General features: G+C 61.4%; 5 protein-coding genes. All 5 read right to left on the reverse strand.

Features of this window, described 5'->3' with window-relative positions; genetic code table 11:
- Window positions 1-108 precede the first annotated feature (108 nt).
- Complete coding sequence (locus tag E4Q23_RS00195; protein ID WP_169064771.1) at window positions 109-2,196, reverse strand: UvrD-helicase domain-containing protein; 2,088 nt, start codon at window positions 2,194-2,196, stop codon at window positions 109-111.
- Window positions 2,193-8,618: a DEAD/DEAH box helicase gene (locus E4Q23_RS00200; protein ID WP_169064772.1), complete on the reverse strand. Its 6,426-nt coding sequence runs from the start codon at window positions 8,616-8,618 to the stop codon at window positions 2,193-2,195. The genes E4Q23_RS00195 and E4Q23_RS00200 overlap by 4 nt, the downstream gene beginning before the upstream one ends.
- Window positions 8,619-8,626: 8 nt before the next feature.
- Window positions 8,627-8,902 carry a hypothetical protein gene (locus tag E4Q23_RS00205; protein WP_169064773.1) on the reverse strand — a complete coding sequence of 92 codons (276 nt, stop codon included), beginning with the start codon at window positions 8,900-8,902 and terminating at the stop codon, window positions 8,627-8,629.
- An 84-nt stretch (window positions 8,903-8,986) separates the two neighbouring features.
- The gene (locus E4Q23_RS00210; RefSeq protein WP_169064774.1) at window positions 8,987-10,060 is read right to left on the reverse strand and encodes a PDDEXK nuclease domain-containing protein; all 1,074 of its coding nucleotides are present in this window, start codon (window positions 10,058-10,060) and stop codon (window positions 8,987-8,989) included.
- Window positions 10,057-15,189, reverse strand: coding sequence for a class I SAM-dependent DNA methyltransferase (locus tag E4Q23_RS00215; protein WP_169064775.1), 5,133 nt, complete (start codon window positions 15,187-15,189; stop codon window positions 10,057-10,059). Before E4Q23_RS00215 ends, E4Q23_RS00210 begins: the two co-directional genes overlap by 4 nt.
- Window positions 15,190-15,199: the final 10 nt, after the last annotated feature.

A 15,199-nucleotide genomic window follows, 5' to 3' on the forward strand; every position in this document is an offset into this window, starting at 1 on the left:
GAGAGGCGAGCCACTTCTGCATGAACTCCCCAGGCAAGCTGTGGCGGGCGTCGAATGCAAGCGACATTGGAGCTGGGTGCCGTCGGCCACAACAACATCGCCCTTCATCTAATAGCGGACGAGCGTCGCCAATCTCTTCGCTCTGGTCATCGCCACGTACTGAAGACGCTGCAGGTCGTCCGCGCTCGCTTTCAGGCCGCGGCAATCCTGAGGGATCAACAAGACCACCTCGTCGAATTCAAGACCTTTGGCGCGATGCATCGTCGAGATGCGCACCGACCTGGAGTCGGGGTTGTCACGCTCGTCCGGACCCAGGATCGTGGTCGATATCTTTCCAGCCTTCAAGGCTGCCTGGACGGCAGCTGCATCCTGTCTGGTGGGCACAATCACACAAACGGAACGTGCTTCGGCGAGGCCTGCCTGAACGATCGGCAGCAAGCTGGAGAGCGAGTCCTCCAGATGCTGGAAAGCAAGGGTCCTGGGGACCGGGCCGTGTGAAAGCGACTTGTAGCGCTTGACCTCGTCAGAACCTTCATCGAGATCATCGACCTCGCAACCTTCCAGCGTGGCAACCGCCAGCCGACGGATTTCCTCCGTCGTGCGATAGTTGAGATACAACTTGCGCGACCGGCCTCTGATATTGATGCCTGACGAACTCATCGACGCGCGATTCCGCGGGTAGATGCGCTGATGGCCATCGCCGACAAACAAAAGATCGTTGGGCCCTTCCGGCACCATCGCACGCAGCAGCCGCAGTGCTTGGGGCCCGAAATCTTGAGTTTCATCAGCAATGACCGCAGAGTACGTTGCTGGTTTGTCCCTGAGCAGGGCCGCGGCATCGCGATAGGCGTCATCGACTTCCTTCAGCTTGCGACTGGCCAGCTGAGCCCGGTATTCTTCAAAGACGGGCCAGATGGCATCGCGCTTGCCACGAGTCAGTACCACACCCCTTCCCGTCCTCCTGGCCTGGCGATAGTCATCGCGCGAGTTGATTCCCTGCGCCAGCACAACCCGCTCAAGCTCATCCTCATAGAAGTCGGGTGGCAAGGCAAGGGCGGTGTCCTGGAGAGTCAGCGCACGTTGCCATGCTTCCGCCGCTTCCCCTTTCTTGCGGTTGTAGATGATTTGATGATCGTACTTGTAACGACGAAGAAAGCCATGCACCCAGGCATCGAGATTTTTCACCTCGATCTTCTGCATGACACTCGGGCTGCAGAAGGATTTCAGATTCTCCTCAATGTCTGCTGCCAGATTGCGCGTGAATGTCGTAAAGAAAACCTTCTTCTCGGTCGTGGCCCGATTCTCGGCAAGCCATTTCGCCCGATGCATGGCCAGAACCGTCTTGCCGGTCCCCGCGCCTCCCAGCACCCGCACCGGACCGCCACGATCCCCTTGCGCCAGCTTGCGTTGGGTCGGATGCAGGAAAACCCGCCATTGCGAGAGCGGCGAGTTCAGCATGGCGGCCATCGTCTCCTCATCGGCGACCACCACGAAGCGGGATTGCGATTCCGCCGTCTCGATGGCCGTTGCAAAGTCTTCCGTATCGATTGTGCGGTCGACACGGGTTTCCCGTGCGATCAGCACATCGGATACGGTATCGCCGGCGGCAATCAAGAACAAACCCTCGTAGGCCTCAACCGGCAGCAGGCCTTGCACGGCATCCAGTTCCAACTCGGTGTGGATGGATCTGACTTGCCCCAGGAGATCCTCCGGAGTGCCAAGGCTCAGCAAGTCCGCATCCGACAGGGCGGCGAACAGGGCCGTCTGCCGCTGTTCCCCTTGGTTCTCCTGCGGCGCCGCCGACGGTCTGGACGTGGCCTGACGGGCCCGTTCCAATGCCGGCTCCACGAGGCTTTCGACGGCAAACACCTGGAGCGCGCCGGTCGTCGGGTTCACCGCGACACGTCGTCCTTCCGCCCATCGGTAGGCATCGTCATGGTGATCCACGTACATCAGCACGTAAACGTCCCCGGCGGGTGGTTTGAAGACAATGCCACGCCAGTCCCGGTCGATACGCACAGACTTCAGATTCCGGTCACGGGCACCATGGATCGGCTCGTAGTTGATGCCACTGGAGGTGGGATCACTCTGAAAACGCAGTGCCCACCGCAACACCTTCCCCTGCACGGCGGCTGTCAGGGTGGCCAGATTGGCCAGAAAATCCTGCGCCAACGCCACTTTTGGTTTGAAAGTCATACCTGAACCTCCTGCTGTGTTGTTTCTTGCGTGCCATGATTGCCGAGCGCATCAGCCAGCTCTTGAGCCCACTGGCCATCGGCCACCAATGTCTTCCATCCATTGCCCTGCCAGACGGTTGCACCATCCGCCTGGGCTGGCATCAAGAGCACCAGCTTGCGCGCAACCCAGGCCAGTTCGGCTTCAGCGACCACATCACCGGCTTGTTCCAGTTCGTAGCCCACTTCATCAGGGAGTGGCAAGCCGGCATCCATCAACACCCGCAAGCCCTCGGCCAGGGAACCCATGGCCTGTTCCATGACGGCCGCCCAGGCCGCCGCGTGGGCTGCCCCCTGCGCGCTTGATGCGGGCGACGCCCCCTTGGCAAAAGCGAACACGGCATGATCACCGGCCTCCAACCCATCCTGTGTGGCCAGCAGGACACCCGGCAGAGTCTGGAATATGTTGAACAACCATAGCCATCGCCGCCAGACCATATGCCGCTCGGGTTCATCGTGAAGATGCGCATCGTTGAAGATGACGAACCCCGGGCTGACAGGAATGGCAACCGACAAATTCGCTAACTCGCGTGGCCACCAATAGCGCAGTTTCAAGGAAGCTTCATTCACATTGCCACAGGGAACACTCTGGGCGGGATGCTCACAATGCGCGTTATCCAGCACTTCCCAGAAGCTCAGCAGCTGGTTTCGCGCCTCCTCGAGAGGGGCGTTTTGCGGGTGTGGAAGCATGCGGAAGGCAGTGGCGCCGGCATTACGGGCCACTTTTCCGGCCTGTTGATCCCCTCCTGCCACGCCTCCCCCTCCTGGCGGCTTGCCCAGCCACTGCAGCAGGACAGCCACGGCGTGCCGCATCCAGAGCTCGTCGTCCAGCATGGAACGAAGCGGCGCGGGGAGTTTGAGTTTTTCATTGAAGCACATCGACTCCAGGCAGTCAGCCAGGTTCGAATCCAGCGTCCCGTCCATCGCCGCCTGGACATCCTCCCAGGTCAGCGACCAGACCCAGAATTTGCCGCTCGCCACCAGGGCACTGCGCTTGTGGGCATCCTCTCGGGTCGAGTTCTGATGGTGGGCCCAGCCGTCACAAAAGATGGCGATGGGACGCCTTGGCGATTTGCTCTGCGTCGGCCACAGCACAAAGTCTGGTCGACATGCCACCTTGATCCCGTCGCTGGGACCCAGATCAACCTGCGGCTCTACCCAATAGCGCTGCTCACCGACCTCGAGCAGATAGCCGGATTTGCCCTGAACAATATCCTGCACCAGCTTCACAAACGGCAGCCCACCGACGCCACTCAGGCGGCGCAGGCTCTCGATGAAGCGTGCCTCAAGCTCCGAATCGAAGTTGGGATTGATGTAAATGTCGGCAACCGAGGCAACACGCTCCAACTGCCCCAGCCTGTCCACCAACTGCTCCAGTATGGCTCTCGCCCGATCACGCGACACCAGCGCCATCGCGCGCCCCAGGCGGTACTGATAGACGCAGCGATAGCAGCCATCCTTTTCGGGATCCGCGTTGCAGGAACACGCGCCCAGCTGAGTCAGTGCCAGGCAAAACAACTTAAGCAGCGTTTGCGCTTCATTGGCGAGCAATTCATGCAAGTAGCCCGTGCCGCCGGGCACCGAGTCGTAAAGCATCACATACTGCCGATTCGCAGCACCGTCCTGACCTTTCTCCTCTTGCGTCACCATCCGCAGATGATCGACCTTGCCGCCAAATCGCTTCTTGAGACCAATCCGCAGCGCTGCCATGAAGGACTGAACAGAAGCCTCATCGACGCCAGACCGGGTGTAGGGCACGAGAATCCGCAAGGCTTCCGACGAAAACTCGCGGTACAGGTAGAGGCAGTCGATGATGTTTTCCGGGTCGGCGCTACCGCGCTTCTCGCAGTCAAAGGCGTGGAACTGAACCAGCTCGCGTTCGCGGGCATTGCGCGGCGCCCTCTGGATCTGCCCGCAATGCTTGCAGAGCTTGAATCCCGGGCGCGGCTTCTGTTGCCCGGCCACGGCGTAGGACTCACCCGGCTTGGTGGGTTCGCCAAAATTCACATCCCTGAAAACCACCCGCTCGATGAATTCGAAACCAAAAGGCATATCCGGCGCCGCCAGCCGGTACGCTTCCCTGATGTCCCTGATCTCGAAATCGGCCAGCATCTGACGCACATAGAACTTCGGCTCGCGGTCTTCTGCGCTATCGTCAATCCGCACGTCTGTATCGTTGCTGTTGGCAATCGCCTGTTTGAAACGAAGCAGCTGCTGTTGCTGGGAAACATTGGCCCACATCGGATCACCGCAACGCGGACACGAGGCATGGCTGTCGGCATGGATCTCGAGATTCTCCATATGCTGGCAGGTCGGGCACATCCGCCACCGTTCTAGCGAAGACAGACTGACATTTATCTGGTCGATCTCGACGCGTCGCTGGTTGGCGTAGAACACGTTTTCCGGCGCAAACTCGGAGAGTGCCGATTGCGCCGGTCGTTCATAGCGCTCGGCAGGCAAAGAAATGTAGGTCGTGGAATTCTCCGGATCATCGCTGCCCTTTTTCCGCCAAAGCAGGGACTTCAGCTCGACCCCTGCTTCCGGGAAAGCGTAATTCGGGATCATCCCCGCATCGGTCAGCGTGTTCAGCAGGTCACGCTGGTTGATCTCCTTGACCAACTCCAAAGCTTTCTGCCGCTCGCGTTCGAGATGGTCGATCTCGTCCCGGGTGGCCTCATCCTGCGGACGTGTCTTCAGTCCCTTGATCTGCTTCCTGATCGACACCCCGCGATCGCGATGCGTCTTGCGTTCCCTGGCCAGTTCCTCGAGAAGCTTGCTCAGGCGAAGGCGGAGGGCATCGTCTTCCTCGTTACCCTGCATGAAGCCCCGCAAGCGAGCCGCGACCCGATCATCGAGGTCTTCACCCAACAGCGCCATGAAGCCGCCCAGCAAGCGCTCTTCGTGAACCAGGATGTACTCGAGAAAAGTGTAAGGGAAACGTGTCTGATCCAGGCTGTCGCGCGCATTGAGCGCATCCTGGGTCTTGTCTGGCAGTGCCGTATCGGGAATGCCCGATCCGACCCAGTCATCGAGGCAGAACGCGAACATCTGCCGGCGCAGCACTTCGGCAGCCTTCAGGAAGATCCCCGGCGGTACCACCTCACCCTGCAACATCTCGTCTGTGTCTTCAAAGAAGTACAGGTCGTGCGGACTCGCGCCGTCGGCCAGGGTGGCCGTAAACGCATTGCCGTCGCGTCGCCCGGCCCGTCCGATGCGCTGCAGGTAGCTGGCCTGGTTCGGCGGCACTGCACAGAGCAATACCGACGACAGATCGCCTATGTCGACCCCCATCTCGAGTGTAGGCGTTGCCGACAACAGGTTTTCGTACCAGGGCTGCGGATCCCTGGCCTTGAAGCGAAGCTCCAGAGCCTCGCGCTGATCCCTTTGCAGCAAACCGGTATGTTCCGCAGAAAACACCCGCCGCAGGTCGCCGCGGCTGAAGCGTCTGGCCAGCCAGCCGCCAGCATCGACGCGCTCGGCATAGGTTTCCTGCGAGGCATCCAGGCAGGGCATGCCCAGCAAGGCTTCCGCCGAATCGGCAGGAACGGTCAGGGCACGCTTTCCCTGCGCTGACACGAGTCGTTCAAGCCGGGTTTCGATGAGCAATGCCGCCGGGTTCAAGGCGACCACAGCGAAGGCCTGCGCGTCGATGCGCAACAGCACGCCTTCCTGAACAAGGGCCTCGATCGCCCGCGTGTAGATGGCCTCCTCCGCCTTGGCGGGCAGCAATCCTTGCGCGCCCAGGGTTGCCAATAGCCAGGTCTGAAAGAAGGTCGCCGCCTGCGGATTCACCAGGTGGTCAAAACCGCGTTCCCGCCCCAGCGACAGGAAAACCGGGTGCGGGGTGCGCTCCCCCATGCCCGGCAGCCACTCGCCGCGTCCCTGCGTGCGAGTAAAGGCGAAAATATTGCCGTCACGGGCATAGGCCATCAACTCCGACATGGCCACCGCGCCACGCTGTCGCAAATGGCAGACAAAGCCCCACAGCCAGTGCACGACGGTCCGTCGGACGGCATGGCGAATGCCGAAACTTTCCTGCAGAACCGGCAACAGCGCATCGGCTGCCCGCTCGATGTCTGCCAGCCGGGGAGCCAGCGTTGCCTTGCCGATCGCGTCCAGATTGCGTCCGCGCCGACTGAGGTAGGTGAATTCGGCAAAGGCCTGCCAGCGCAGGCGTTTCCTGACCCGTTCCGGCAAGTGGCTGGCTTGTGGCAAGCTGTCGTGCGTCTGCATCGATACGGCCCAATCCCGCTGCCACATCATGTTTGGCCCGATGAACTCCGCAACAAAGCGCTCCACAGGCATCGCCAGCGGCGAGTCTTCCTCCTGCCACAGGCTGGCCGCCTTCTCGAGAAAGCTGTTCCAGGAACACTGCGGCGTCGCGACCTGGTCGATGACCTGCGCCAGGCCAGTCCGCACGGTATTGAGATAGGTGCGTGCGGTAAAGAAACCGGCACGATGCGCTGCATCCTGCACCGAGTCGGAAAACGCAATCAGCTTCTTGTCGTCATTGAACGGGCTGGCCCAGGTCTGCTCGATCGTCACTGCACCGAGGGTCGCGTTGCGCGCACCGAGCAGGAGTTGTCTGAACTTGCTGCCACAGGCCGGGCAGGTGGGATCGTGCCAGGGATGCGTGATGCCCGCTTTCGTGGTCGTCGTGCGGCTTGCCGTCACCCGGAAAACCGCCACCAGGTCGCCGTGCCCGCAGGCAGCGCATTCGCCGGGTCCACTCTGCAGATGGCCACACTGGGTACACACCCGCTGGGCTATCCCGTCGCACAGCGGCCGGCTCAGGCCCGCCGGGGAATACAGGCGCAAGGCTTCCGGCTGCCCGGAGAACCAGGTGTTGTAGATCTCGTCGAGATCGGTCGACAGCCTCGACTGACCGCTGGGCAAACGGCTCAACCAGCCGGTGGTGTGGCAATCCGCGCATTGCAGCAGCGGCAGATAGAGCTTGCCGGGCTCGCGCTTGACGTCGCTCTCGGCCCGCAACTCAATCCCCTCCGGGTCACTGCGAAGCTGCGTGACCATGCGCCGCAACTCGCGCATCCACAACTGCACGCGCAGAGTGACCAGCGGCTGGCCGTTCGCATCGCGGGCCCAGGCGACGAGCACCAGCAAGGCATCGAGCACCTTGCCGATGTGCGGCCGCGCCACCTCCGGCAAGGGGCCCTGCATCTGCTCCTGCAACTCAACCAGCGAGACGATCCGGCCCCTGATCAGCTTCAGCAGGTTGATGAACAGCAAGTGCTTCTTGAGCATTTCTCCCAAGGCGCTGCGCCAGTCGCGGTCATTGACGTCGCCCGGCGGCGCCACGCCGGGAAAAAACAGCCGAAACCAGGCCTCGACCGCCGCCGCCGGCGACGGATAGCGATCCGCATCGAGAAGCACATCGAAGTCGGGTCGTGGATGGAGCACATGCTCGATCACGCCGTCCCCCAGAAACTCGATCTCGTCCAGGCGGTTTTCGGTGACCACCGACTCGGGCGGGAAACCCACCCCAAAAATTTGCCGGGCGTACTCCCGCAAGGGCGCTGTATCGGCGTTGCCACCCAGGGTGGCCGACGTGCCCGCGCAAATCAGGTGACCGTCCGGCGTCTGAAGACGCGCCCGCAGGCGGCGCAAGAGCAAGGCCAGGTCGGTTCCCTGCGCACCGTCGAAAGTGTGCAGCTCGTCGACCACCACATAGCGCAGGGTTTCGGCGGTATTCTTCGTCCAGAGCAGTCGATCCTTGGGGCGGATCAGCAGGTAGTCGAGCATCTTGTAGTTGGTCAGCAGGATATCGGGCGGTTCCTTGCGCAGCGTCTCGCGGTCGGTGATCACGCTGCTCGCGGTCATGGCCATCAGCCCCCGGCCATCCTTTCCGGAGCGCCCACCCACGAACAAGCCGACGCGCAGCCCCTTGAAGGCCGTTGTCTCGGCGATGACCTGCGCAAAGCGCCGGGCCTGGTCGGCCGCCAGGGCGTTCATCGGGTAGATCACCAGAGCCTTGACGCCCGAGGTGTCGGCCTCGTCCCCCTGGCGATTGGCGCGGGCGCAATGGTCGAGCAAGGGGTACAGGAAGCATTCGGTCTTGCCGCTGCCCGTACCGGTAGCCACCAGCGTGCTGGCCGCCGCTCGGTTGCTGGTCAGGCGTTGCCACGCTGCGTCCTGATGGACGTGACCGGGGAACGCCGTCTCAAAATCCCCGAAAAATGTCCTGCCCTCAGTCCCGGTCCGGAACGGCAGCCCCATCTGGATGTAAGGCCCCTTCATCCAGCGGGCTTCGTCCTCGGTAAAGCGCTGCATGACGCCGGCGAACAGTGGGTCGGAAGGCTCGAAACCTGTGGTCAGGAAGTGCTTCAAACCATTCTGAATCTCGCGGGCGAGCAGTGAAGGCAACATGGGGGTGACTATCTCCCGCCAGCGGAAAGGGCAATTTCAAGATGGCAGATCAGTTCATCCAGCCGCTCTGCTTTACGGGCATTCCGGCAGCGGTTGCAGTGGTAGGACAACTCACCGATGAGCTCGGAAACCACATGTAGTCTCAATCTGACCCATTTCTTCCGACCGTTCTTGAGGTCCGCCTGTGTCGTTTCATCCATCACCCAGAAACCGGCCAGCTCCAGGATGAGCTTCTTTTCATCGGCGTCCAAATCCACTTCGATGAACTCAACCGCGCTATTCATGCGCGTCACTCCGCCCAGTCGAGACGCATCGATACCGAGCGCCGTCCCGCAAGTGCCGACCCTTGGCCTGCCGCTGCTTGCGCGTCACTGACCCTCTCCAGGCGGCGCCGGGTCCGCGTCCGACTCCTCGCCTTCATCGCGATCCCACAAGCGCATGCGCTCGGCGATCAGTTCCGGGCTCGGCAGGTCGGCCTTGTAGTCGTCGGGCAATTGCGGCACCACGGCATAGGTCGCCACGCCGAGGGGACGCACCGCGTTGCGCAGTGCGTATTCGACGATGGTCTTGTTCTTGCTACGGCAGATGATGATGCCGATGGGAGCGTTCTCGCCGGGCATGCGCTCCTGCGTGTCCAGCGCCTCCAGATAGAACTCGATCTTGCCCTTGTGCTCGGGCTTGAAGTCGCCGATTTTCAGCTCGATGGCCACCAGGCAGCGCAGACGGCGGTGGAACAGCAGCAGGTCGATGAAGTATTCCTGCCCGCCCACTTCCAGCCGGTGCTGATTACCGACGAAGGTGAATGCGCCGCCCAGCTCGGCGAGAAAGTTGCGCAGGTTCTGCACCAGCGCCTGTTCCAGTTGGCGTTCGCTGTGTTCCTCCGCCAGCTCGAGGAAATCAAAGGTGTAATGGTCCTTGACCGCCAATGCGGCCTGGGCGCGCAGCTCGGCCGGCAGGGAGTGGTCGAAATTGGTCTGGTTGAGCAGGTATTTCTCGTAACTTCGGTTGTCGATCTGGTGCTGTAACACGGCTTTGGTCCAGCCGAACCGGGCCGTGGCGCGCAGGTAGAACTCGCGCGCCAGATCGTCCTTGCAACGGCTGAGGATGACCAGGTTATTGACCCAGCTGATTTCTCTAATCAGTGATTGGAGTTTTGGCTGCGCGCTGTATTCGCGGAAAAGCTGCAGCATGAACCACAGATTCTGCGCCGAGAAACCGTTACGACCGGGGAACTCGGCCTGCAAGTCACGGGCGAGATTCCGCACCACCGACTTGCCCCAACCCTGCTCCAGCTGTTTCCGATGAATGGATTCGCCCAGATCCCAATACAGGCCGACCAGCTCATGGTTGACGGCACGCAACGCCTGCAGCTGGCGCTGGCGAATCCGGGCCTTGATCTGGGCCAGGAACTCGACGTAATCCTGGGTGGCCATCTCGGTCATGGCGAATCTCCTGACGCAGCAAAAAAGTCCCAGGCGATGCGGTAGTCGGCTTCGCGGCTGGCGAGGGCGAAGGGGGCGGTGTAGCTGCGGGTGCGGGTTTGCGGGCCACCGGGCTGGGTGTCGTCGATGACGGTGGTGGTGACGGTGCTGCCAGCGGGCAAGCTGCCGGCTTCCTGCCTCTGACGCAGGTCGTCCCAGCCGCACTTGCCGGTCTTGCTGCGGCCGTCGGGGGTGGCGACGGTGACGTCGGCGGTGCTGCGACTGCCCTTACGCGGCAGGCCGACGCCGAGCAGACCCTTGCTGTTGGTGAACACGACGCGGCCGGCCAGGTCGTACCAGGTGTCGCGCTCGTAGCCCTGCATGACCGGGAACTGGACGCGGTAGATGAGTAGCAGTTCGTCAAGGGTGAGGCCGAGGGCCTGGGCGACGAGTACGTCGATTTCGACCAGTGCCATACGGCGGGCGTAGTCGCTGCGCAGCGCGCAGTGGCGTTGCCATTCAGGCGTGAGCTTGGCGAAGAAATCCTGCGGCAGGCGCGGGTTGTCGGGCTGGCTCCAGCCTTGGTTGGTGAAGTCGGGGGTGAAGACTTCAGCCCAGAGCGGGGCGTAGTGCGTGGTGAGGCAATTGAGGGCGAGGTAACGCACTGTGAGTGAGTCACATGCGGATATCCACGGCAGTGTGGTCCATGTGCCGTGGAGGTTGCTTCGCCCCGTCGACTTGATGAAGAAATCGGCCACGATTGACGACGTTAGCACTCCAGCGCTCAACAAATCCGTTGTCTGCTTAAAAGCGCTGGACTGAACGCCGTTTATGTGACCTGTTCGACGAGGTATCAGCGCACCAGTAAGCGTTCGCTCTCCCGTTACAGGAAGCATTCCGCGGAACGCCAACCGATAGTAATCAGTGGCCAATTTCTGTCGCCAGCGTCGCAGTGATACCGCACACCCTTCTTGATTGTGATGTTCGATTTGTTCTTCGGCAGTGAGTTGATTCCATTGCAAGGTCAGCAGCTCACAATCGTTCCAGGTCACTCGTGGCGTGCGGCGAGCGTATTCGGCCTTATCCTCCATTGGGCGGTAGTTACTACGTGGCAGATAGTTATCGGGCAGTCTTTCCAAATCGAGAGGGTCATAGTCACTGTTGAGGTTGCACACTGCACGCGGTGTTTTGTTGAAGGGGTTGGCGAGAAAGAAATGCGGGCCAGACAAGACCCACTCTTCCGGTGTGGTGGAAAATGGCGCACTCCGATCAGCATTGCGAACGATCGTGCCATCATCCTGCCGGAGTTTTTCGTTCCAATGTTGTGTCGTAAAACACCGATCACCGAGATCTGCTAAGCGGCGTGGGTAGGAAGAAAGCTTTGCCAGCACGCTGTAGAGTTTCCCTGCGTGTAACTCGGGAAGGCGCGCGTTGCGCGGGGGCGTGCCGGGTTCGTCGTAAAGCTGGGCGAAAACCGCCAATTGTTCGTCACTGACGCGGACGATCCGGTCAGCGTGGCCGGCAGTGTTCCATCTTCCCTGGTCGTCTTTGAAGCCTCCCACTGCACAAATTCCATCATGCGCATAACAGGCGTCTACGGTGGATGGTGCGTACAGATTGGCAAGTTGATCGAAATTTGGCCCCTCAAGTGATGTGCCATATAGGTTGATGCTGTATTTAGTACGGTGATGAACCTCACCAAACAGTACTAACTCGTTAACAAACTGAAAATGCGCCCGCAAACGCGTATACACCGCCTCGCGCAATGCTCGGCCTTCAGGATTGTCATAGGGACTTTCTGGGTGTAAGTATCCCACCACGCCACTCTGCCCTGCCAGCATCCAGCCAACCGGCATGAAGCATTTGTAGAGATTGGCTTTCATTCCTTTGAGTAGCGGATAGTTCTGCTGTGCATTGAGGTAGTTCTGTGTCGCTTCCGCCTCTTCAAGTTCCGAGGTCCACTCGGCTTGCAGGCCACGAAACTGCTCGAAGGCGGCGCTGCGCTGGCGCGCCAGTTCAGTAGCATTCAACTTGCGAATCGCCACCAAGGGATTAGCTTCGCCGAGGATACCCGCTTCGTTCCATTCCACCTTGAGCCAGGGCGGATTTCCGACGACCAGATCGAAGCCACCGCGTTTGGCAAAGACATCGGCAAAGGTCAGCTCCCAATGCATGAATCGCCTTTGCCGGGCAACGGCCTCGACGGTCGCCACGCGGGAAAAATGTGATCGCAGTTTGCTGATGCGCAGTTGGCCAAATTTGTCATGCAGTTTGGGCTGCGCCGGCACGGTGGCCAGCATCGGCTGCACGGCACCGAAAAGCGTTCCCTGAACGTCCGGCAGGAATGGCTGCGCCGCCGGCGCGGCGCTGAAGTCCATTGGTATTTGCGGAGACAGGTCGACGATGTTGCCTTCGAGGATGGCGCCGATTTCCAGCCACCACTGTTCGCGGCTCGGCAGATCGGCACTTTGCGTGATGGGCCAAAACCACAGCGCGCACCAGTAATCCATCACCAGCTTGAGGCGGCGGTACGGCGTGGCGTAGTCGTCGTCCTGGTTCAGCAGGCCTTTGGTGCGTATGGCTTCCTTTTGCGCGCGTGAGGTGACGGATTCCGAAGTGGCGCTGGCGGGCCAGAGCGCCAGGGGATCTTCGGTACGCGCACGGTCTTCGCCAACCAGCTTGACGTGTTGCGCCCACAACTGGTCGATGGCGTCGGAGAGTTGCAGGAGGCGCTGGATTTCGTACATTTCGAGCGGCTTGTTCATCGCCGTTCGCCAGGCTTTGAGGCGATCGAAGTCTGGCGGGTAGAGCTTTTTCGCGACCTTGTCGGTGTAGCTGGCCATGCCGGTATCGGGCAGCAGGAAGTGGTAGACCTCGTCGGAACTGCGGGTTGGCGCCTGCGGATCGAGCCGGCGCGGACTGCTGGCGTACCAGGCGGGCTTGCTGCCCTTCTTCAAAACCGCAGCCGGAAACACCTCGCGCCTTGCACCGATCAGGCTGTTGCCGGAAAAGAGCTGGTAGCCAAACCACGGGACACGGGCTGCCCTGGGCGGCTGACCCGGCTCTGCCGGCTCGCCGTAGATGGCATTGAGCCAGAGACTGACTTCAGCCAGCTCGGTGGCGATGGGGTTCAGGTCGACGCCATAGACATTGCGATCGGCAATGTACATGCGCGTCTTTTGCAACTCGAAGGTGTATTGCTCGTGCGGGATGCGGCGCTTGAGCTCCGTCTGCTTGCGCTCCAGATACGCTTCGGCCAACTGATTGACGGCTTCGTTCAGGAACGCCGCGCTGCCCATTGCCGGCTCGACGACGTTGAGTTCAAGGATGTCGTCGGCGGTCTTGTCTTTCAGCAATTCTTTGAGCGCGTATTTGACCAGACAGCGGGTGAGCACCTGCGGCGTGTAGTAGCTGGCGCTCTTCTGTCGGTCGCGCCCGGCCAGGCGGTAGATGAAGGTAGCGCGGGGATAGACGCGCAGCTTCTTGCGGCCTTGCTCGTCGGTGTCGTGGACGCGCTCGCCGGGCTTGTACTGGTCGATGCGGCTGGCCGGCACGAACCAGGCGCTGTCCATGAGATCGGTGGTACCGCCGCCGCTATCCTGTTCGCCCTCTCCCTCTCCCTCGTCGTCGTCATCGCTGCTGGCTTTGGCAGCTTTCTTCGCTTCCGGCTGAACCTCGTAGAGATCCTCCGACGCAAAAAATCCGCGATAGGAAAGCAGCGCTTCATAGACGGCGCCGAGCTGGTTGATCGACAGCAGCTGATAGCTGACCCGGCCGCTCTTGTGGCCGTTGCGCTTGCCCTTCGAGAGCGACATCAAGCGGATGACGCGCTGCCAGACATGGTTGGGGAACCGCACCTGGTTGAGCAGCGGCGTCGCCTCGGGATCAAACAGCTTGCTGTCGAGAGGGGCCAGCGCGAAGGCTTCCTTGACGCTGCCGGCGAGGACGCTCTGCTGCGCGGCTGCGCCACAGCCCTGGCCGATCAGCGAGAACAGCCGGCGCAGCGTGGCGTCGAAAAAGAAGCCGTCGCGGGCGGCAGCGGTGTTGAGCTGGGTCAGTTCCAGATCGCGCAGCGACTCCAGGCTGTAGCTCTTGGCGTAGATTTTGCTGTTGCGGATCGGCACATAGCCCAGATCGGGACGCGCTTCGATGTAGAACATGAAGAGCAGGCGATAGACCAGGCGCAGGCATTCGAGGCTCAGGTCGCCGGCATCGACGGCGTCCTTGCCGGTGTAGAAACCTTGCTTGCTGGCTTGCGCCTTTTCGCGCAGTTGCTGGACCGCTTCATTGCCAAGCGCCTCGATCGCTTCGCGCAGCGCGTACTTGAGGTCTTCGCTGACGCCGAAGGCGTGCTTGTGGGCGTTTTCATCAAGGCCGTCGAGCAGGCTGGCGCCCTGCTCGGGCGCCAGGCTGTCGTGGTGCAGCAGGGCCGCAGCCGCTTGCAGGGTATAGCTGTGCCTGCGGTCGAGGATTTCCGTCCAGTCAAAGCGCAGCAGGCGATTGTTGGGCCACTTGTAGCGGTCAAGCAGCAGCCATTCCCTGTAGCCGACCAGAATGATGTAGCGCGGCGGCTGGTCGCTGCCGAACAGCGCTTCGCTGAGGATTTCCAGCCAGGAGAGTTTGCTGAAGGCCGGCGGAATTTCCTGCCCGCCGTAGTGCGCAACTGTCAGGCGATGATCGAGCGGGTCTTCGTCTTCGCGACCGGGTTGGTAGGCGGGCACGATCAGCAATTGTGGCGACTGCTGCGCTTCGCCAAAGGCAGCCCAGATGGGCACCGGCATGCCGCCTTGCAGCTCGACTTGCCGAGGCTTGATCTTGTAACCCAAGGCTTCCAGCAAGGGGGTGTGGAGCTCCTGGTGTGCCAGGAGACGATCGGCATCGTCGCGCAGGCGGGTAGGGTTGGCGAGAGCGGCAAACCACTTCCCGCCGAGACCTGCGAGGCGTTTGTGCGCTGCCCGGCTCTCGGCACGGCTTTCCTCGGCGGCTTCGCCAGCGGCAATTGCCTGGGAAGCGGCTTCTTCGGCGGCCTGCCAGCTTTCGATCAGGGCGCGGATGTCGCCCTTGAAGACTTCGGCCAGATAGTGGTGGCCGTAGAACTCGTTTTCGTTGGCGATGCCGACAAAACTCTGGACGGTCTGGGCGACGGACATGTCTGCTTCT

This window comes from Candidatus Accumulibacter phosphatis, from assembly GCF_012939955.1.
Classification (GTDB): Bacteria; Pseudomonadota; Gammaproteobacteria; order Burkholderiales; family Rhodocyclaceae; genus Accumulibacter; species Accumulibacter delftensis.